Source organism: Rhodococcus aerolatus, assembly GCF_054783215.1.
In genome coordinates this window covers 1-19,283 of the sequence record NZ_BAAGQZ010000001.1, presented here as the reverse complement: position 1 = coordinate 19,283, position 19,283 = coordinate 1, and the positions used below count along the sequence as shown (strand labels likewise).

Below are 19,283 nucleotides of genomic sequence, written 5' to 3'. Positions count from 1 at the left end.
AATCCACGGAGGATGAGGGTCATGGCAGCACCACGGAAGTACCCGGACGAGCTTCGGGAGCGGGCGATCCGGTTGACGGTCGAGGCCCGGTGTGATCCGGCGTCGCGTCCGGGGGCGTGTCAGCGGATCGGTGAGCAGCTGGGCATCAACACCGAGACGTTGCGGGGCTGGGTGGTGCAGGCCGAGATCGACGGCGGTCACAGACCCGGCACCACCAGCACTGATGCCGACAGGCTGGCGGTGCTGGAGCGGGAGAACCGGGAGCTGCGGCGGGCGAACGCCATATTGCGGTCGGCGTCGGCTTTCTTCGCGGCGGAGCTCGACCGCCCACAACGATGACCAGCGAGTTCATCGACGCCCACCGCGCCGAGTTCGGGGTCGAGCCGATCTGCGAGGTCCTGCAGGTCGCCCCGAGCACCTACTACGCAGCGAAGACCCGCCCACCCTCGGCGCGGTCGGTCACCGACACGGCCACCACCGAGGTGATCAGGGCGGTGCACGCGGAGAACTACGGGGTCTACGGGGCCCGCAAGGTCCACGCCGCGCTGCGCCGGGCCGGTCACCAGGTCGGGGGCCGCCCAGTGGCCCGGTGCACCGTGGAGCGGCTCATGCGCGGCGCTGGGCTGCGCGGGGTCACCCGCGCGAAGGGGCCACGGACCACCATCCCCGGCAGCGGCCCGGACACCCGCCCGGACCTCGTGGAGCGGAACTTCACCGCCACCACCCCAGGGCAGCTGTGGGTCGCCGACATCACCTACTGCCGCACGTTCGCAGGGTGGGTGTACGCAGCGTTCGTCGTCGATGTGTTCTCCCGGCGGGTGGTGGGCTGGCAGCTCTCGAAAAGCTTGCGCACCGACCTGGCCCTCGACGCCCTCGAGATGGGGCTGTGGACCCGGGCACGGGAGGGTCATGACACCCGAAACCTGCTGCATCACAGCGACAAGGGGGTGCAGTACGTCGCCGTGCGGTACACCGAGCGGCTCGCCGAGGCCGGCGCCGTCGCCTCCGTCGGGTCGACCGGCGACTCCTATGACAACGCGCTCGCGGAGGCGTTCAACTCGCTGTTCAAGGCCGAGCTAGTCCGCAACAAGGGCCCCTGGAGGGGCATCGACGACCTCGAAATCGCCGTCGCCGAGTACGTCGACTGGTTCAACCACCGACGCCTACACGGCGAGATCGGACTCGTCCCGCCCATCGAGCACGAGACCGAGCACTACCGTCAGAACCCCACCCCGGCAGACGCCGAGGCGGCACTACCGAGCCTCCACTGAACCCAGGGCGAGACAGACCTGGCCGCCGTCGTGGTCCAGGTGGCACCACCGATAAAGGGCGAAGGGCCGGCGCCTGCGGCACCGACTCGGAACCGGGCCGACCAAAACCCGTGGCCGCCCCGGTGCTGGGGACCGGGTCCCTCCCGCTCGTGCCTCGCTCCCGGGCCCCGGCTTCTGATCCCCCGGCCGCCCGACGTGGTCAAGGGTGGGCGCCACCCCAGGGCAGGGGCCCGATGAACCCGGGCCACCCGATCCGCCGGGCCAGGGGATCGCTGCGCTCACCTCGCTGCGCGAGCCCACCGGATCGGGTGACCCGGAACCCCCGCACCTCGGCCTCCGCTGCGCTCCGGCCGCCCCTGGGGCGGCCCCGTGAGCACTGCGTGCTCGGGCGGCCCTGGGGATTGGTTGGCAGGACCCACCTGCTGATCCCGGTGCCGGTTGACCTGGGCGCTCACCGCCCTGGAGGCAGCCATGACCACCACCATCGACAACTGCACCAGCACCACTGCCCCGGCCGGGTCGACGTTGGGGGAGATCAGCGCCGCCTACGCCGCCGCCCTCGTCCTCGCGATCCTCGCCGCCGGGGCCCCCGGCCCCGTCCGACGTCTCACCCACGCAGGCGGGTCGGCCGAGTCCCTCGCCGGGCCCCACGCCTGCTGGTCGCTGGTCCGGACCCACCTGTGCGGCACCACGATCGACACCTACTGCGTGCCCACGTCCAGCGGGGTCGTCCTCATGGTCACCACCCCGGGCGGGGGCCTGCGGTGCCTGCCGACGTGGGGGATGCCCGCCGCCGACTTCGGCCCCGCCGTGCTCCACCTCGCCCGGGAGATGGCCACCACCTGAGCAGCGCGGGTGCGGGGCTTCCCCAACCCCACGGCCGGCCCCGCACCAGAAACGACCCCACCGCACCCACCGGGTGCGGGACAATCAACCTTAGGACCAGCGAAGGAGCACACCATGATCGTCTGGACCATCAGCAGCGGCGAGAGCGGCTGCACCGACACCCTGCACCGGGCCGCCGACCAGGCGACCACCGCCGCCGCCGGATGGCTGAACACCCACGCCCCCACCACCCTCGGGTGGGACGGGCCCGCCACCCACGCGGTTACCGTTCGTGTCGACACCGCCGAGACCCACCTCGCGCCGGCGTATGACCGGCGCGGGGCTTACGACCCCGACGCCACGCGGCGGGCCGCCCACCAGCTCCGTGACGAGATCACCGGCCCCGCCGACACCCGACCGCGCCACCACGCGGCCTGAGACGGGGGCAGTCACCATGTTCAGCAACATCGGCTTGGACAGGGGGAGGGAGGCGGCGAGCGTCGACCACCAGCCCGTCACCTTCCGCACGCCCGCACCCCGGGACTTCGACACCGACGCCGACGAGGTCGGCACCGACACCGGTGGTGAGAACGGGACCGAGCTCGGCCTGGACGACCTCGCGGTCGATCCCCGCACCGACGCCGAAGCCCTCGCCCTGTGCGCCCTGCTGTGGTCGCCGGCCGCCGACGCGAGGCTCATCACCACCACCCTGGTCCCGCTCGACTTCTACGAGCCCCGGTACTGCGACCTGTTCGAGCTCATCGCCTCCCACGTCAGCAAGGGCATCCCGCACGACCCGGCGAGCATCGCCGCGGCCATCACCGCGAAGGGCGACGGGCCCGACCACCGCGGCACCCGGCTGCTCCGGGGCCTGGCCGACGTCACCACCGCCGGCGCCGACCCCGAGACGGCATCGCACTACGCGCTCGCCGTGGCCGGGGCCGCCTACCGGCGCGGTTTCCACACCGCCGCCACCCGGCTCGCCCAGGCCGCCACAGAGCTCCCCGAGTCCGAGCTGTTCACCCACCTGCTCGCCGTCGGCCGCCAGCAGCGCACCGCCACCCAACGCCTCGTCCGGATCCGCTCCGCCCTCGGCGGCTGAGGACCCGGGTCGACCCGCTTGGGGGGCGGCGGCCGGCCGGGCTACTCGGACCGGCCGACGAGGAGGACCCCGTGGCGCTGACACACCGGGATCTCCACCGGCTCCGCCGGGCCCACCGTCAGGTCGAGCACCGTGGCCGCGCTCCTGTCGCAGGCCAGCACCGCGCACGGCGTCAGCACACTCTGGGCCCGCGGCCCGGGCGGGGTCTCCAGCACCGAAGCGACTTTACAACGTAAACACGGGGCTCTCGGCTCGCTGCCCTCGCGTGAGGGGCGCCGGCGGGCACCGGATGCCCCGGCCGGATCGGCCAGGACACCCGGTGGGCTCACCGCGGTCGGCAGCACCCGCGTCGTCAGGGAACCCCGATACCCACCCTGAGAGGTGGGCGCAGACAGAACAGTAGCGGGGCCGACGTCGAGGCGGCGTGGAGGCGGAGCCGGCGGCGGTGGCCGGCGACGTCCCCGCTGGCGGACCGTGGACCAGGACGCGCTACCGGTGTGACGACCCGGCCGGCACGGGTACCGCGCCGGGGCCGGTCGGGCACACTCCCATGATGGGCGACCCGGTTGAGGTGACATCTGTGCACCGGGTGGGTGTGGCGGAGCTGCGGAGCGCGTTCGACAACGCCCCGACAGGGATCGCGGTGCTGACCCCGGAGGGGGTGGTGACCGCGGTCAACCCCACGTTGGGTCGCATCCTGGGGCGCAGCGTCGAGTCGGTCGTGGGGGACAGCCTGTTCGGGTTCACCCACGTTGAGGACCGGGACGCGGCCCGGGCCAGCTGCGGGCGGATGGCCGGGTCGGTGGTGCCGGTGCGGATGCAGTGCCGGTTCACCCGCCCCGACGGGTCGGTGGTGTGGACGCGGGTCAGCACCTCACGGGTCCCACCGGGGGCGACCAGCCCGGAGCACCTCGTCATGCATGTGGATGACATCACCGAGCAGAAGGCCCTCGAGGCGCAGCTGGTGCACCGGGCCACCCATGACCCGCTGACCGGGCTGGGCAATCGGTCCCACCTGGAGACCGAGGCCGCCCGCGTCCTGGGGAACGGCACCGTAGAGGTCGACCCCCTCGACGCGGGGACCGCGGTGGGGGTGAGGTGTGCGGTGGTGATGCTCGACCTCGACGGGTTCAAGGCCGTCAACGACGCCCACGGGCACGCAGCTGGGGACACCGCCCTGGTCGAGGTTGCCCGCCGGGTCCGGGAGAGCCTCGAGGTGGGGGAGGTCGCGGTCCGGCTCGGCGGGGACGAGTTCGCGGTGTGGTGCCCTGACACCACCCCCGCCCGCACCCTCCAGCTGGTCGCCGACCTGCGGGCCACCATCGCCGCCACCCCCACCCCATCCTCGGAGGTGGTGCCGCTGGCGGTGTCGGTCGGCGCCGCCTCCCACACCACCCCCATCCACCCCGGCGGGGTCGGGGAGCAGGTCACGGTGTCGGTGCTGCTGCGGGCAGCGGACACCGCGATGTACGCCGACAAGCACCGCCACCGGACCACAACCAGCTGATCGGGCACCGCGTCACGGCTGCCGCGGGTCCCGCCGGCACCTGCCGGTCACCTCCGTCTCCTACGGTGCCGCCCATGACGGCGGCGGGCACGGGTGTGGGGGCGGGGTTCGACGAGGAGTTCCTGGGGGTGCGGGTGGGGTTGCCGGCCCCGGTGGACCCGGTCCCGGTGCGGCTGCTGGCCTACACCCACTTCTCGGTGCTGCTGCGCCCCGACCGGCGGTTGGCTGCGGTCACCGGGGTGGGGATCGACGGGGACACCGTGCTCGACCTGCCCCGGTCCGGCATCGACTGGGAGTTCGACCCAAGGGTGCCGGTGACGCAGCAGACGGGGCCGCAGGTCTATGCGGGCAACGACTTCGACCGGGGTCACCTGGTGCGGCGCCGGGACGCGGTGTGGGGGCCCCGTCCAGTGGCGGTGGCGGCGAACGTGGACACGTTCCACTTCACCAACGCCGCCCCGCAGGCGGCGGTGTTCAACCAGGGCCCCACCCTGTGGGCCGGGTTGGAGGACTACCTCCTGGCCAACGCCGCCACCCAGCAGCGCCGTCTGGTCGTGTTCACCGGCCCGGTCCTGCACCCCGACGACCCGGTGTACCGGGGGGTGCAGGTCCCGCGCCGGTTCTTCAAGGTCGCCGCGTTCCTCGACGCCGACGACCGGCTCGGCGCGACCGGGTACCTGTTGGACCAGACCACCCTCATCGCCGCGATCCTCGCTGTCGGGGTCACCGCGGGGGCGCCGGTGTCGCCGGGGGAGTTCCTCACCTACCAGGTCCCTATCGCCGACATCGCCGAGCTCACCGGGCTGGGTCTGGCCCAGCTCGCCGCCGCCGACCGGCTGCCCGCACCCACCACCGCCACCGGGGACGGGCTCAGCCTCGGTGAGCACGCAGACCTGGTCGGCCCCGGATGGCGACGGCTGCACCAGCACACCGACATCACCCTCGGACGCTGACCCAACCCGACCCGCCGGCTCCGGCCCGGGCGCGGCCGGAACCGGGCCCGCCACCGTCGAGGGGTTCGGGGCTGGACGACCTCCGGGTGGTGGCGCACCACGACCCCTCGACCAGGGGGGTTGAGTCGAGGGGCCGTGGTGGGGCTGGCCGCGGCGGGCACGGGGGGTGTGACCGTCGGCGGGTGGTCGCCCTGTCGGGTTCCCGCGCCGGAGCCGATCTTGCCGGAGGTGGGGCCGGTTCGTCAGATCCGCGGCGCTGGCGGCTGTGTGGGCTCTCAGCATCGGTCCCGTTCTGCGGGTGCAGCGGGCGAACGGCGGGCAAGACCAACCCTTTGGAGCAGGGGGCGGTCGACGGGTTCGGCCGGTACGGGCAGCTCGAGACGGTGCTGGGCGGGGAGGAGGTCCGCTGCCACGAGTGTGGGGTGACCCGCCGGTCGCTGGGCACCCACGCCAACCAGGTCCACGGTCTCACCGCCGCGGCGTACCGCACAGCCCACGGCCTGTCGGCGGCGACGTCGCTGAGCGCTCCCGCCACCCGCCGCAGCTGACCACCCACCTACGCGGTCCGTTGACCGCCGACCCGCAGGGGTGCAGGACCTGCGGGCGCCCGGCGCCGCCGCCGACCTGCCTGCTGAGAGCCCGCTGAGCGCGCCGCACATCTCTCCCGCAGCGCCCCTAACCTCGGTGGTCGGCACCAAAGCGCCGTCCTGGCCCTGTGCCGCGCCGCCGGCCGGCAGGCCCGCAGACGGCGGTGGCGGCACAACAGTGAGACGGAGCGCGACGCATGTCCTCGGTGAACCAGCAGGTGTTCGACACGGTCAACGGGTTCGCCCGGTCGAGCGGGTGGCTGCACCCGGTCGCGGTGGGGTACGCGAAGTACGGGGTGGTGCTGTTCGGGCTGCTGCTCGTCGCGGGCCTGCTCGTGGCCCGGCGCAGCGGCGACCGGACGGTGGCCGCGGCGGTGTGGGCAGTGGTGTCGGTGCCGGTCGCGGTGGCGCTGAACCAGCCCGTCGTCGCACTGGTCCACGGGCCGCGCCCGTACACGGTGCACCCCGACGCGTTGACCCTGATCGACCGGTCCAGCGACCCGTCGTTCCCGTCGGACCACGCGACCATGGCCGGGGCGGCGGTGGTGGGTCTGCTCCTGGTCTCCCGCCGCCTCGGTGGGGTCACCGCGGTTCTGGCGGTGCTGATGGCCGCGGCCCGGGTCTACGTCGGGGTCCACTACCCCGGTGACGTCCTGGCCGGGCTCGCCGTGGGCGCGGTCGTCGCCGGGGTCGGCTGGGTCCTGCTCCGCGGGCCCGCGACCCGCCTGGCCGGCTGGGGCCGCGGGCGAGCAGGACTCGCCGCGGTCCTGGGTGCACCGCAGCCGCCCCGCCCTGCCCGACCGGTCACCGCCGACACGTAACCGCCAGGCGGTGCCGACCCGTCGACCGACGAGCAGGGTCAAATGCACCGCCCAACATTCGCGGGGGGGCGTTGCGGAGATTACGGGCGCCGCCGCCCACTCAGCACCTGTGTGTCATTATCTAGTCATGCACGCAGGTAATGTAGGTCGAGAGCAGCCGGCGGTCGAGCATGTCGAGCTGGCGGTGGAGACGTTCCGGATGCTTGCCGACGTGACGCGTCTGCAGATGTTGTGGGCGTTGCGGGAGACGGAGCTGTCGGTGAACGAGCTGGCGTCGGTGGTGGGGCGGCCGGCGGCGTCGATGTCGCAGCACTTGGCGAAGATGCGGCTGGCCCGGTTGGTGAGCACCCGCCGGGAGGGCACCAAGGTGTTCTACCGCCTGGACAACTCCCATGTCCGTCAGCTGGTGGAGGACGCGGTGTTCAACGCCGAGCACGCCGGCACCGACGTGCCCACCCATCACCAGGCCGACGCCGACCCTGCCGAGCTGCCGGTCGCGCGGGACCGGAGCGGCCGCCGATGAGCACCTACGAGCACCCTCCGGACGAGCACGGGGCCGACGACCTCCCGGTGGGCCACGGGCACGGGCATGGTCATGGGTACGGCCACGATGGTGAGGCTGGGCACCGGGGTGGGATGGTGGGGTTCGTGCTGTCGTTGGTGCGTCCGCACTCCCACGACGCGGTGGACTCCGTGGACTCTGCGCTGGAGGGCAGCACCGACGGCATCCGGGCGGTGAAGATCAGCCTCGCGGTGCTGGGGGTGACCGCGGTGGCGCAGCTGGTGGTGGTGCTGCTGACCGGGTCGGTGGCGCTGCTGGCGGACACGATCCACAACTTCTCCGACGCCCTGACGGCGATCCCGCTATGGGCGGCGTTTGTGCTGGGCCGCCGCGCCGCGACCCGGCGGTTCACCTACGGCTACGGCCGGGCGGAGGACCTCGCCGGGGTGTTCATCGTCCTGATGATCGCCGCGTCCGCGCTGGTGGCCGGGGTCGAGTCGGTGCGTCGGCTGCTGGACCCGCAGCCCGTCACCCACGTCGGGGTGGTCATCGCCGCCGGGGTGATTGGGTTCGCCGGTAACGAGCTCGTCGCCCTCTACCGCATCCGGGTCGGGCGCCGGATCGGCTCGGCGGCGCTGGTCGCCGACGGTTTGCACGCCCGCACCGACGGGTTCACCTCCCTCGCCGTCGTGGTCGGCGCCCTGGGGGTGCTGGCCGGGTTCCCCCTGGCCGACCCCGTCGTCGGGATCCTCATCACCCTGGCGATCCTGGTGGTGCTCCGCGGCGCGGTCACCGACATCGGCCGGCGCCTCATGGATGCCGTCGACCCGACCCTGGTCGACACCGCGGAGGCGTCTCTGATGACGGTCCCCGGGGTCGAAGGGGTGGAGGCACTGAAGCTGCGGTGGGTCGGGCACCGGATGCGGGCCGAGGCCGCCCTGCTCGTCGACCCGACCCTGTCCGTGGTGGACGGCCACGCGATCGCCGTGACCGCGCACCACCAGCTCCTGCACGACGTCCCCCGCCTCGTCGACGCCACCATCCACCTCAGCCCGGCCGGGGAACCCGGGGCGGCCCAGCACCAGGTCCTCGCCCACCACCACTGACACACCTCGCGGGGTGGACACGCAGCCCAGGCTGTTATCCCTGCCCGCCGGGTTGCGACTCCACCGACCAGTCGTCGCCTGTGGGCTTCGGAGCCCAGGGAGGGGGGAGCGACTGACCTGCGCGGTGTGATCCGTGCTCAGTGGGTGTGGGCGGCGTGGGCGACGGCGTGGCCGCGTCCGCGGGAGATCATCCACCGGTTGACCGGGGTGGTCACGACGAACGCGAGCGCGAGCGAGACGGCCAGGGACACCCAGAACAGCGGGTTGGCCAGCCCGGCGTCGAGCGCCCCGGGGATGGCCGCGACGACGGTGTTGTCGACGACCTCCATGACCGCGATGGAGACGGTGTCCGCGGCGAGGGCGGTGGTGACCGCGGCGGTCAGGGCCAGCCCGGCGGCGAGCAGCCCGCGGGCGGTCAGGCTGTAGCCGAACGCGAAGGCGAGCACGATCGACAGCACGATGGTCGCGGCGTTGCCCCAGCCGAGGGCGGTCGCGACGACCATGCCGAGGACCTCGCCGATCGCGCACCCGGTCAGGCAGTGCAGCGTGGCGCGGGCGGCGTCCGGCCAGGCCACGGTCGTCCACGACGGGCTGCTGGTGGTGCTGTGGTCCACGGTGTCCTCCTCCGGGTCGACGGGCGTCGCGTGGTCCAACCCGGGTACCCCCCCAGGGGTATTCCTCGGAGTCTGGTCACGCTGGCGCCCGGGTTGGGGAACGGCCGGGCGCTCGGGGCGCCCGGCCGTTGCCGGTGTCCCGGGTCAGGACTGGGCGAGGAGCCCGTTCATGGTGTCGATCTCGGCCTGCTGCGCGGCGATGATGGCGGTGGCGAGCTGGCGGGTGTCGGGGTTGGTCCCGGCCGAGAGCTCGGCGTTGGCCATCTCGATGGCCCCGGTGTGGTGGGCGACCATCATCGTCAGCCAGGTCGTGTCGAACTCGGCGCCGGTGAGGGTCCCGAGGCGGATCATGTCCTGCGGGCTCATCATTCCCGCCATGCCGGACGCCCCGGAGGTGTCCATGCCCCCGGTGGTGGTCGGGGCGGGCTTGCCGAAGCTGGTGAGCAGGGTGGTCATGGTGTCCATCTCCGGCTGCTGCTCACCCTTGATTTTGGTGGCCAGGTCGATGACGGCCTGGTTGGTGCTGCGCCCCTCGACCAGGGTGGCCATCTCGAGGGCTTGGGCGTGGTGGGGGTACATGTCGGTGAGGAAGGTGACGTCGGCGTCGGTGAAGACCGCGCCGGCCGCGGTGGTCGACGACCCGGCCGCCGCCGAGCTCGGGGCGCCGCTGGTGGGGGCGTCGGTCGAGCACCCGGTGAGGGTGATCGCGAGGACAGCGGTGGCGGTGGGCAGGACGAGGGACAGCTTCACAGGGGGTCTCCAGGGCAGGGTCGTGTCAGGGGTGTGGGTGGCGCTCACGCCGTCGACGTCGACCGGGCACCCCCGTGGGGGTGTCCGGTCTTCCTTTCACACCCGCTGCAGGCAGAGCTGGAGCAGCGAGACCTGGTGCGGTGGTGGGCCCCGGCTGGTGCGGCGACGCCGGGCGACGGCAGGGCGAGCACCGCCCACTGGTGACGCCCAGCGCAGCAGGACCGCGGCGAGGACGGCCAGCAGCAGCGTCCCGCCCAGGACCGCCAGGCACATCGAGGCCACCGAGTGGCCGGTGTGGTGACCGGCGGGGGCGTCGCACCCCGGGCACGCCTCGCCCGCCGCCGCCGGCGTGGGGTCGGCTCCGTCGTGGTGCCCACCGGCGGTCGCGGCCGCGGAACCCGCCGAAGCCATCGGCATCGCCCCACCGACCGGGCCCATCATCGCGTGCATCCCGAGGATCCCCAGCACGAGCGCGACCACCAGCAGCACGCTGCGTGGGGTCGCGTGGGTGCTCACCCGACCACGCTAGCGCCGCCTCGACCGGCCGGCACCCGGTGCCGGGGTCAGGACGGACCATGACCACGCGCGACCCCCCATCGGGTGGCCACCAGTGTGGGTGGGGCTGCTCCCCGGGTGGGGCAGTGCCCGGTGGGTCAGCCGATGGCGGTGCCGAAGAGGGAGCCGATGGCGTAGGTGAGGGCGAGTCCGGCGGCGCCGCCGATGACGACGCGGGTGACGGCGCGGCCGGGGGCGCTGCCGCCGATGCGGGCGCTGGCGGCGCCGGCGAGGGCGAGGGCGAGCAGGACGGCGATAACGGTGACGGGGACCCGGAACGCGGGGGGTGGCAGCAGGATCGCGACGAGGGGGAGCAGGGCGCCGAGGGTGAACGCGACGGCGGAGGCGAGGGCGGCGGTGACGGGGTTCGCGAGGTCGTCGGGGTCCATGCCGAGCTCGGCGTCGAGGTGTGCGCCGAGGGCGTCGTGTGCGGTGAGCTCGGTGGCGACCTGGGCGGCGGTGGCCGCGGTGAGGCCCTTGGCCTGGTAGATCGCGGTCAGCTCGCGGAGCTCGTCCTCCGGGGTCTCGGTCAGCTCGCGGCGTTCCTTGGCGAGCAGGGCGGTCTCGCTGTCGCGTTGGGTGCTGACGGAGATGTACTCCCCGAGGGCCATCGACACCGCGCCGGCGACCAGGCCTGCGAGGCCGGCGGTGAAGATGGGTCCGGTCTCGCTGGTGGCGCCGGCGACGCCGACGACGATGCCGGCGGTGGAGACGATGCCGTCGTTGGCGCCGAGGACCCCGGCGCGCAGCCAGTTCAGCTTGCCCTGGCTGGCGTCGGAGTGCGGCTCCCCGTCGTGGGTCGGGGCACCGTGCCCGGCCGCGTCGACCTGGGCGCCGGACGGTCGGGCGGGGGGCTGCGGGGCGTCGCTCACGCAAGCCAGTGCATCACGCCCCGGCCGGTTTCTCAGCGGGACGGTGGCGCCACCCGTACCACCCGCACCTGGCTGGTGGGGGGGTGGGGTTTAGCTGGCGAGGGCGGCCAGGACGGCGTCGAGGCGGGTGGTGGCCTCGTCGGCGAGGGTGGTCATGGTGGGGAGGTCGGTGACCGAGGCCATGAGCTGCGGGTCGAGGACGTGGACGACGCTGCCGGTGCCGTGCCCGCGGACGACGACGTTGCAGGGCAGGAGGACCCCGGTGGCGCGGTCGGCGTCGATGGCCTGCTCGGCCAGGGCGGGGTTGCAGGCCCCGAGGATGACGTAGGGCTCCATGTCCTTGTCCCGCTTGGCCTTCATGGTGGCCTGGACGTCGATCTCGGTGAGGACACCGAAGCCCTGCTCGGCGAGCGCGGCCTTGGTGGCGGTGACGGCCTCGTCGTAGCCGAGCTCGAGGGTGACGCTGTGCTCGTAGGTGGTCATGGTGTCCTCCGGTGCGGTGGTGGTGGTCGGGGAAGTGGTGGTCGGGCCGGTGGTTGTCCGTTCGGGCGCTGGGTGCCGGGGCCGTCGGTGGCTCAGGCGAGGGAGAGGAAGAGCTTCTCCAGCTGGGCCTGGTCCACGGCCTGGGCCTCGCCCTCGCTGGTGGTGAGGCACTGCCGCAGGCCGGTGGCGATGATCTGGAACCCGGCCTTGTCCAGCGCCTTCGACGCGGCCGCGAGCTGGGTGACGACCTTCGCGCAGTCCTCGCCGGCCTCGATCATGCGGATGACCCCGCCGACCTGGCCCTGGACCCGGCGCAGCCGGGCCAGCACCTCGGTGAGCTGAGTCGTGTCGATCTCCACGGGCGGGTGCTCCTGTCGGGCGGGGGAGAGGCGGACGGCCCGTCCCTGCACACGACCCTACCGGTACCCCCGGGGGTAGTGCTACCGTCGTCTCACAGGTACCCCCCGGGGTACTCAGTTGAGACTGGTCGACACCTCTGGAGGAGTCCCCGTGAGCACCCGCACCGCCATGACCCGACGCCCGTCACCCCCGGGTGCCGTGGGCCTGACCGGGGGGCCGCTGGCCCGCCTGGGCACCGTGATGGCCGACCGGTTCCGGTGGGTGATCACCGTGTGGCTGCTGCTGGCGGTGGCCCTGGGGGCACTGGCCCCGTCGGTGTTCAGCTCGCTCGCCGGGGCGGGGTGGCAGGCGAACGGCTCGGAGTCGGTGCAGGTCCGCGAGCTCGCCCAGGCCCACTTCGGGGGCGCCTCGTCGGCGGCGGTGCAGCTCGTCGTGCACTCCGACACCGCCGTGGTCACCGACCCGGCGTTCCAGCAGGTCCTCACCCAGGCCGCCACGGTGTTCCGGTCCGACCCCCGCTTCGGCGAGGTCGTCGCCCCGCAGCCGGGGATGACGGTCAGCCCGGACGGTCACACGGGGATCCTGCTGGCCGGGGCGAACGGCACCACCGACGAGATGGTGAAGGCCCTCGACGACACCAAGGACCGGCTGACCGCCCTGTCCGGTGGGGGGATCGAGGTCTACCCGACGGGGTCGTCCGCGTTGTGGAGCGACTTCAACGCCGCCAACCACTCGGCGATGATCCAGGCCGAGCTGTTCTCCTGGCCGGTCACCCTGGCGATCATGGTGCTGGCGTTCGGCTCCCTCGTGGCCGCCGGGCTGCCGCTGCTGCTGACCATGGCCGGCCTCGTCGCCTCCGCCGGGGGCCTGGTGCTGCTCAACACCGTCACCCCGATCTCGGTGTGGGCCATGAACTTCGCGATGATGTTCGCCCTGGCCCTGGGCATCGACTACGCCCTGTTCCTCGTCTCCCGCTTCCGCGACGCGCTGCGCCGGTCCGGCGACCCGCGGGCCGCTGTCGCGGAGACCATGGACACCGCGGGCAAGGCCGTCGTCCTCTCGGGCCTGACCGTGCTGGTCAGCCTGTCCGCCGTGCTCGTCGTCCCCGCCCCGGCGGTCCGCACCATGGCCGTCGGGATCATGCTGGCCGTCGTCTTCGTGCTGGCTGCCACGATGACGCTGCTCCCCGCGGTCCTGGCCAAGCTCGGTACCCGGGTCAACGCCGGGTCGCTGCCCTGGGCCCGCGAGCAGGAGCACCGCTCACCCCGCTTCGCGTCCTGGGGGTCGCTGCTGCACCGCCACCCCTGGCCCTTCGCAGTCGGCTCCGTGCTGGTGCTCCTCGCGCTCGCCGCCCCCGTCCTGGGGCTCAAGGTCGCGATGCCCTCCATCGCCGTCGTCCCGGCCGACTCCGCCGTGCGGCAGGGCTACGAGCAGGTGCAGGCCGACTTCGGCCCGGGTGCCCCCGGCGCGCTGCAGGTCGTCGTCCCCACCGCCGACGCCCCCGCAGCCGCGTCCACGGCCGCGGCCACCCCGGGCATCGCCGCGGTCACCCCGGCCCAGCCCGCCACCGACGGCACCGACCTGGTCCTGCTGCAGGCCATCCCGCGGACGGACCCCTCGGACGCGGCGATGGGCGGGATCCTGGACACCCTGCGCGCCGACCTCCCCGCCTCCGCCCTGGTTGGCGGCGCCCCGGCGGAGAACCTCGACCTCCAGTCCGCGCTGAACACCTACCTGCCGCTGGTCGTCGGAATCATCCTGGCGCTCGGCTTCCTGCTCCTGCTCGTCGCGCTGCAGGCCCCGCTCATCGCTCTGCTCGGCACCCTGGTCAGCCTGCTCTCCACCGCCGCCGCCTTTGGCGTCGCCAAGCTCGTCTTCCAGGACGGGGTCGGGGCGAGCCTGCTCGGGTTCACCCCGCAGGGCTTCCTCGACGGCTGGGGACCGGTGTTCTTCTTCGCCATGATCTTCGCGATCGCCATGGACTACACCGTCTTCCTGCTCACCACGGCCAAGGAGCACTACGAGACCTCCGGTGACCCCCGCACCGCGCAGGTCGACGGGCTCGCCCACTCCGGTCGGGTCATCGCCGCCGCCGCCGCGGTCATGGTCGCGGTGTTCTTCACCTTCGCCCTCGCCGACCCGCTGCCCCCCGAGGAGATGGGCATCATCCTCGGCGTCGCCGTCCTGCTCGACGCCGTCCTCGTCCGCCTCGTGCTGCTCCCGGTGATCCTGCGCCTCACCGGCCACGCCGCCTGGTGGTCACCCGCCTGGCTGCGCCGGGTCCTGCCCACCATCAGCTTCGCCCACGGCTGACCCCGACCCCACCCCGCTCGACCCCACCCCGATCGACCCCACCTCGCTCGACCCCACCTCGCCGACCCCACCGAGAAGGAGAACCACCATGTGCCGAGCAGCGACCTGCAGCACCTGCAGCAAGACCACCTGGGCCGGCTGCGGCCAGCACGTCGACACCGTCATGGCCGGTGTCCCCACCTCGCAGCGCTGCACCTGCGACCGCACCCCGGCCCCGGCAAGGCGGCGGTGGTTCGGCCGTGGCTGAGACCTGAGACGAGCCCCGCCGCAGCGCCGCGGTCTCCGACACCCACGAGACCGGTGAGCGCGGAACCACACGCATGTCCGTACGAAAAGCGAGGAGTGACCATGCACGTCGAGACCATCGAGACCCCGTCGCTCGGGGACCGCACCTACCTGGTGCACGACGGCGCCACGGCGCTCGTCGTGGACCCGCAGCGCGACACCGACCGCGTGACCGCGCTCGCCGACCGGCTGGGCGTGCGCATCGCTGCGGTCGCGGAGACCCACCTGCACAACGACTACGTCACCGGCGGGCACCACCTCGCCCGCGCGCTGGGCGTGGACTACCTGGTCAACGCGGCCGACGAGGTCGACTTCGACCGGCGGCCCGTCCGCGACGGCGAGGAGGTGGCCGTGGGCGGGCTCACCGTGCGCGTCGTCGCGACGCCGGGGCACACCCACACCCACCTGTCCTACGTCGTGTCCGACGCCGGGGCGCTCGACGGTGCCGAGCAGGCCGTGTTCTCCGGGGGCAGCCTGCTCTACGGCTCGGTCGGCCGCACCGACCTGGTCGCCCCGGCCGACACCGACGGCCTCACCCACGACCAGTTCCACTCCGTGCGCGCCCTGGCCGCCGCCGCGGACGACTCGGCCGCGCTGTACCCGACGCACGGCTTCGGGTCGTTCTGCTCATCGGGCCCCGCGACCGGGGCGCGGAGCTCGACGGTGGGGGAGGAGCGCCGCACCAACCACGCCCTGACCACCGAGGACGAGGACCGCTTCGTCGCCGAGCTGGTCGCAGGCCTGGCCGCGTACCCCACCTACTACGCGCACATGGGCCCGGCCAACGCCCACGGCCCGGCCGCCCCTGACCTCACCGTGCCCGCGCCGCTCTCCGCGCCGGAGCTGCGGCGCCGGCTCGACGACGGCGGCTGGGTGGTCGACCTGCGCACGCGCCGCGCCTTCGCCGACGGGCACCTGGCCGGCACCCTCTCCTTCGAGCCCGGGGCCAGCTTCCTGACCTACCTCGGGTGGACCCTGCCCTGGGGCGAGCCGCTGACCCTGCTCGGCGAGCAGGACGACGTCGCCACCGCCGTGCGCGAGCTGGCCCGCATCGGCTGGGACCACCCGGCCGCCGTGCTCGGCGACCCGCTCGCCGCCGCCCCCGGGCACCCGGTGCGGGGCTACCGCCGGGCGGGCTGGGCCGAGGTGCGCGACGAGCAGCCCCTCGTCCTGCTCGACGTGCGCCGCACCGACGAGCACGCGGCCGGTCACCTGCCGGGGGTGCTCAACATCCCGCTGCACGAGCTCCTCGGCCGACTCGACGAGGTACCGACGGGCGAGGTGTGGGTGCACTGCGGCTCCGGCTACCGGGCCGGGGTCGCCGCCAGCATCCTGGACCGGGCCGGCCGTGAGGCCGTCCACGTCGACGCCGCCTTCGACGACGCGGCCACCGCCGGCCTCGAGGTCGCTGCCGCCCCGGCGGCCTGAGCGGTGGGCCTCCTGGTGGCCCTGCTGGCCGGGGCGGTGATCGGCCTGCTCCTCGGCGCGCTCGGAGGCGGTGGGTCCATCCTCACCGTCCCGGTCCTCGTCTACGGCCTCGGACAGGGCACGGCCACCGCCACCACGGCGTCGCTGGTCATCGTCGGGGTCACCTCGATCGTGGCCGCCGCGGAGCACCACCGGTGCGGCCGCGTGCGATGGGGACCGGGCCTGGTGTTCGGCCTGCTCGGTTCGCTGACCGCGCTGCTGGGCAGCCTGGCCAGCCACCACGTCCCGCCCGCCGTGCTGCTCCTGGGCTTCGCGGTGCTCATGCTCGTCGCCGCGGCCGGGATGGTGCACCGCGACCGGCGCACGGCGCGCACGGTGCGCTCGGCGGGCAACGCGGCCGGAGCCGGTGGCGGCACCGCAGTGGCCACCCGGCACCGCAGCACCACCGCCCGGCGCACCGTCGTGGTCGCCGCCGCCCTCGGGGTGGGCCTGCTGACCGGGTTCTTCGGCGTGGGTGGGGGTTTCGTCATCGTCCCCGCCCTCGTGCTGGCACTCGAGCTGCCGATGCCGGTCGCCGCCGCCACCTCCCTGGTCGTCATCGCCCTGAACAGCGGGGCAGGACTGCTCGCCCGGTGGGGCCACGTCGACGTGCCCTGGCGCGTGGTGCTGCCGTTCACCGCGGCCGCCGTGGCCACCTCGCTGCTCGGGGGCCGCGTCGCCCAGCACGTCCCCGCCCGCGTGCTCACCCGCGGCTTCGTCGCGCTGCTCGTCCTGGTCGCGGCCTACGTCGCGGTCCAGGCGGGGACCTCGCTGTAGCCCGCCGCGCCCTGGCCCCGTCGGCGCCCACACTGGTGCCCGCACTGGGCCCCGCCCCACCACTGTGCGCCGTGGGCTGCTCTCAATCGGCTCACGGCGCGCGGCCGCACCTCGGAGGCCGCCCTGCGCGTGCTCCTCGCCAGCTCACCACCCAACCCAAACTAGGACCCGCCACCGCGCCTACCAACCAGTGTCATCAACGGTTGATTTTGCGACGCCGTTCCAGCCTCACACCCTAGTAGTACCCGATAGATGGTCGTCCCCAGCTCGGCGCGGCCAACGCCGCACCACTGCTCCCGACCTCCCCCTCGGTCGGGGCAGCGTCGCCTCTATAGAGAGCTGGGATGTCCCTCTATTCGGGCAAAGGGTCACGCGAGGTGTGGTCATACCGGTAATTTTCGGCTACGGCGCCGCTGCTGTTCGCTGGCGTCTCATCGCCCGCGCGCAGCCGATACGCCTCCGGGTGCGGCTACGCAGAACTTCCGGAGGATCCGTGCATCGCACCGCAGCAATGCGTCTCACCCTCGCGGCTGTGGTGTTGCTGCCGCTGACCGCATGCGGGTCGAGCGACGAGGGCGACGCGACGGATGCGAACGCCGCGGCGTGTGCGGCGTTCGCGACCGCAAACAACTCCCTGGTGGCCCTGACCTACAACGGGAAGGGCTCGATGTCGGTGGTCCAGTGGCAGAACGCGAAGGACGCAGCCGTCAATGACATCGACAAGGCGTCCTTGGCGGCCACCGGGGCAGTACGCGAACGTCTAGATCAGCTTGTGGCCGATCTGCCCACCGACACCCTGGACCTGGGACAACTCAACACTGATTCCGGTCAGGCGCTGGTGACTAACGAGGGCCGGGTCGAGAATGCATGCACCGCGGAAGGCCACAACGTCAAGATCGACCGTCTGCGCCTGTTCACCCTCGGGCGCTGAAAACCTCACCTGACGCCTCGAGATCAGGCCAGCCGCGCGCAACCAACTTCGGTCTGACCCGACGGCAACCGGGTCGCGGAGACGTGAGCCGCACGTCCGGATCCTGGTCGAGAGGTGCCGGCCGTGGTGCAACCGCCCGGTGAGCGAACACCTACTCGTAGAACAATCATCATGCGGCGCGAAACATTGCTCAACCTTGGGCATTGCCGACTCACTGCCGGGGTCTGCTGCAGATCTGGTTGACACTGTTTGGCTTGGATCATGCCGCGGGTGCGGCCTGACGGGTGAAGGCGAGCTCGTACTCGACGGGGGTGAGCTTGCCGAGCGTGCGTTGGCGGCGCCGGTTGTTGTAGGTGTGCTCGACCCAGTGCACGACGGCGGTGTGGAGCTCGTCGCGGGTGCGCCAGCGGCGGCGGTTCAGGACGTTCTTCTGCAGCAGCGAGTTGAATGACTCCATGGCCGCGTTGTCCCCGGCGGCGGCGACCCGGCCCATGGAGCCCTGCAGCCCGGCGGCGGTGAGCACGGCCCGAAAGCTTCGAGCTCGGAACTGGCTGCCGCGGTCGGAGTGGACGATGACGACGCTGGTGGGCTGGCGGCGGGCGACGGCTGCTCGCAGGGCGCTCACGGCGAGCTGGGCGGTCATCCGTTCGTCGAGTGCGTAGCCGACGATGCGGTTGCTGAACAGGTCCTTGATCAGGCAGCAGTAGAGCTTGCCCTCACTGGTGGGGTGCTCGGTGATGTCGGTGACCCACACCTGGTTCGGGCGCGCGGCGGTGAAGTCGCGGTGCACGTGGTCGTCGTGCACGGCTGGTCCGGGGGTCTTGCCGCTGCCGCGGCGGCCCTTGCGCACGGTCGCCGACCACAGCTTCTGCTGGGAGCACAGCCGCCACACCCGCCGCTCCCCGACGGTCTCCCCGAGCCGGGCGAGCTCGTCGGAGAGCAGCCGGTAGCCGAACTCGGGGTCGTCGCCGTGGGCGTCTCTGAGCGCGTTGATGAGGTAGGCGTCGTCGAGGTCGCGGCGGCTGACGGGGTGGCGCAGCCAGGCGTAGTAGGCCTGGGTCGAGTGGCCGAGCACCCCGCAGGTCAGCCGCACCGGAATCCCCTCGGCGGCCAGGTCACGGACCAGCGGGTAGCTCTGTAATGGCGGTGGCTGGCCCGTGGCCGGCTGAGAGGCTGGGCCTCGGCCGGTACGTGTGACTCCG

23 protein-coding genes and 1 other annotated feature are annotated in these 19,283 nt (G+C 73.1%); of the genes, 15 read left to right on the top strand and 8 right to left on the bottom strand.

Annotated features, from left to right (window positions below; all coding sequences use genetic code 11):
- Positions 1 to 21: 21 nt before the first annotated feature.
- From ACYVOF_RS00115 to ACYVOF_RS00100, 4 genes are all read left to right on the top strand, one after another.
- Positions 22 to 1,271, top strand: a protein-coding gene (locus ACYVOF_RS00115; RefSeq protein ID WP_460863147.1) for an IS3 family transposase whose coding sequence is annotated in 2 segments (ribosomal slippage) — positions 22 to 301 and positions 301 to 1,271 — 1,251 coding nt in all. Because the reading frame shifts where the segments join, the coding sequence is not laid out codon by codon here.
- Positions 300 to 413: a sequence feature (AL1L pseudoknot), on the top strand. (Overlaps the previous gene by 114 nt.)
- Before the next feature lie 471 nt (positions 1,272 to 1,742).
- On the top strand, positions 1,743 to 2,117 hold the full coding sequence (locus tag ACYVOF_RS00110; RefSeq protein ID WP_460863145.1) for a hypothetical protein: 375 nt from the start codon (positions 1,743 to 1,745) through the stop codon (positions 2,115 to 2,117).
- Positions 2,118 to 2,231: 114 nt separating this feature from the next.
- The gene (locus ACYVOF_RS00105) at positions 2,232 to 2,534 is read left to right on the top strand and encodes a hypothetical protein (RefSeq protein ID WP_460863143.1); all 303 of its coding nucleotides are present in this window, start codon (positions 2,232 to 2,234) and stop codon (positions 2,532 to 2,534) included.
- 34 nt (positions 2,535 to 2,568) lie between these two features.
- Complete coding sequence (locus ACYVOF_RS00100) at positions 2,569 to 3,198, top strand: DnaB-like helicase N-terminal domain-containing protein (RefSeq protein WP_460863141.1); 630 nt, start codon at positions 2,569 to 2,571, stop codon at positions 3,196 to 3,198.
- 41 nt (positions 3,199 to 3,239) lie between these two features.
- Here ACYVOF_RS00100 and ACYVOF_RS00095 read toward each other — a convergent pair whose 3' ends face one another.
- The gene (locus ACYVOF_RS00095) at positions 3,240 to 3,413 is read right to left on the bottom strand and encodes a hypothetical protein (RefSeq protein WP_460863139.1); all 174 of its coding nucleotides are present in this window, start codon (positions 3,411 to 3,413) and stop codon (positions 3,240 to 3,242) included.
- Between the two features lie 380 nt (positions 3,414 to 3,793).
- Between ACYVOF_RS00095 and ACYVOF_RS00090 the strand changes: the two genes are divergently transcribed.
- The 6 genes from ACYVOF_RS00090 to ACYVOF_RS00065 all read left to right on the top strand — a co-directional run bounded on the left by ACYVOF_RS00090 (position 3,794) and on the right by ACYVOF_RS00065 (position 8,674).
- Complete coding sequence (locus ACYVOF_RS00090; protein ID WP_460863137.1) at positions 3,794 to 4,705, top strand: GGDEF domain-containing protein; 912 nt, start codon at positions 3,794 to 3,796, stop codon at positions 4,703 to 4,705.
- Between the two features lie 74 nt (positions 4,706 to 4,779).
- On the top strand, positions 4,780 to 5,658 hold the full coding sequence (locus ACYVOF_RS00085) for a DNA/RNA non-specific endonuclease (protein WP_460863135.1): 879 nt from the start codon (positions 4,780 to 4,782) through the stop codon (positions 5,656 to 5,658).
- A gap of 332 nt (positions 5,659 to 5,990) precedes the next feature.
- A complete protein-coding gene (locus tag ACYVOF_RS00080) occupies positions 5,991 to 6,206 on the top strand; it encodes a MucR family transcriptional regulator (protein ID WP_460863132.1) in 216 nt (71 codons plus the stop codon).
- A gap of 236 nt (positions 6,207 to 6,442) precedes the next feature.
- Positions 6,443 to 7,066, top strand: a complete 624-nt coding sequence (locus ACYVOF_RS00075) for a phosphatase PAP2 family protein (RefSeq protein ID WP_460863129.1) — start codon at positions 6,443 to 6,445, stop codon at positions 7,064 to 7,066.
- A gap of 127 nt (positions 7,067 to 7,193) precedes the next feature.
- Positions 7,194 to 7,589 (top strand): ArsR/SmtB family transcription factor, encoded by a 396-nt coding sequence (locus ACYVOF_RS00070; protein WP_460863126.1) that lies wholly within the window; start codon positions 7,194 to 7,196, stop codon positions 7,587 to 7,589.
- Entirely contained in the window at positions 7,586 to 8,674 is a 1,089-nt protein-coding gene (locus tag ACYVOF_RS00065) for a cation diffusion facilitator family transporter (protein ID WP_460863124.1), read from the top strand. Before ACYVOF_RS00070 ends, ACYVOF_RS00065 begins: the two co-directional genes overlap by 4 nt.
- Before the next feature lie 137 nt (positions 8,675 to 8,811).
- Here ACYVOF_RS00065 and ACYVOF_RS00060 read toward each other — a convergent pair whose 3' ends face one another.
- From ACYVOF_RS00060 to ACYVOF_RS00035, 6 genes are all read right to left on the bottom strand, one after another.
- Positions 8,812 to 9,288: a DUF4396 domain-containing protein gene (locus ACYVOF_RS00060; RefSeq protein WP_460863122.1), complete on the bottom strand. Its 477-nt coding sequence runs from the start codon at positions 9,286 to 9,288 to the stop codon at positions 8,812 to 8,814.
- 144 nt (positions 9,289 to 9,432) lie between these two features.
- Positions 9,433 to 10,038 (bottom strand): DUF305 domain-containing protein, encoded by a 606-nt coding sequence (locus ACYVOF_RS00055; RefSeq protein ID WP_460863119.1) that lies wholly within the window; start codon positions 10,036 to 10,038, stop codon positions 9,433 to 9,435.
- A gap of 96 nt (positions 10,039 to 10,134) precedes the next feature.
- Positions 10,135 to 10,554 (bottom strand): DUF6153 family protein, encoded by a 420-nt coding sequence (locus ACYVOF_RS00050; protein ID WP_460863117.1) that lies wholly within the window; start codon positions 10,552 to 10,554, stop codon positions 10,135 to 10,137.
- 137 nt (positions 10,555 to 10,691) lie between these two features.
- The gene (locus tag ACYVOF_RS00045) at positions 10,692 to 11,351 is read right to left on the bottom strand and encodes a VIT1/CCC1 transporter family protein (protein ID WP_460863471.1); all 660 of its coding nucleotides are present in this window, start codon (positions 11,349 to 11,351) and stop codon (positions 10,692 to 10,694) included.
- Positions 11,352 to 11,555: 204 nt separating this feature from the next.
- Positions 11,556 to 11,948, bottom strand: a complete 393-nt coding sequence (locus ACYVOF_RS00040; protein WP_460863115.1) for a DUF302 domain-containing protein — start codon at positions 11,946 to 11,948, stop codon at positions 11,556 to 11,558.
- 92 nt (positions 11,949 to 12,040) lie between these two features.
- Positions 12,041 to 12,307 carry a metal-sensitive transcriptional regulator gene (locus ACYVOF_RS00035; protein ID WP_460863112.1) on the bottom strand — a complete coding sequence of 89 codons (267 nt, stop codon included), beginning with the start codon at positions 12,305 to 12,307 and terminating at the stop codon, positions 12,041 to 12,043.
- Positions 12,308 to 12,476: 169 nt separating this feature from the next.
- Between ACYVOF_RS00035 and ACYVOF_RS00030 the strand changes: the two genes are divergently transcribed.
- From ACYVOF_RS00030 to ACYVOF_RS00010, 5 genes are all read left to right on the top strand, one after another.
- On the top strand, positions 12,477 to 14,621 hold the full coding sequence (locus ACYVOF_RS00030) for an MMPL family transporter (protein WP_460863469.1): 2,145 nt from the start codon (positions 12,477 to 12,479) through the stop codon (positions 14,619 to 14,621).
- Positions 14,622 to 14,709: 88 nt separating this feature from the next.
- The gene (locus tag ACYVOF_RS00025; protein WP_460863111.1) at positions 14,710 to 14,868 is read left to right on the top strand and encodes a hypothetical protein; all 159 of its coding nucleotides are present in this window, start codon (positions 14,710 to 14,712) and stop codon (positions 14,866 to 14,868) included.
- 101 nt (positions 14,869 to 14,969) lie between these two features.
- The gene (locus ACYVOF_RS00020) at positions 14,970 to 16,334 is read left to right on the top strand and encodes an MBL fold metallo-hydrolase (RefSeq protein WP_460863109.1); all 1,365 of its coding nucleotides are present in this window, start codon (positions 14,970 to 14,972) and stop codon (positions 16,332 to 16,334) included.
- Between the two features lie 3 nt (positions 16,335 to 16,337).
- Positions 16,338 to 17,150, top strand: a complete 813-nt coding sequence (locus ACYVOF_RS00015; protein WP_460863106.1) for a sulfite exporter TauE/SafE family protein — start codon at positions 16,338 to 16,340, stop codon at positions 17,148 to 17,150.
- A 532-nt stretch (positions 17,151 to 17,682) separates the two neighbouring features.
- Positions 17,683 to 18,081: a hypothetical protein gene (locus tag ACYVOF_RS00010; protein WP_460863104.1), complete on the top strand. Its 399-nt coding sequence runs from the start codon at positions 17,683 to 17,685 to the stop codon at positions 18,079 to 18,081.
- 259 nt (positions 18,082 to 18,340) lie between these two features.
- Here the strand turns inward: ACYVOF_RS00010 and ACYVOF_RS00005 are convergent.
- The coding region (locus ACYVOF_RS00005; RefSeq protein WP_460863102.1) for an IS3 family transposase at positions 18,341 to 19,283 on the bottom strand (943 nt) is incomplete at its 5' end.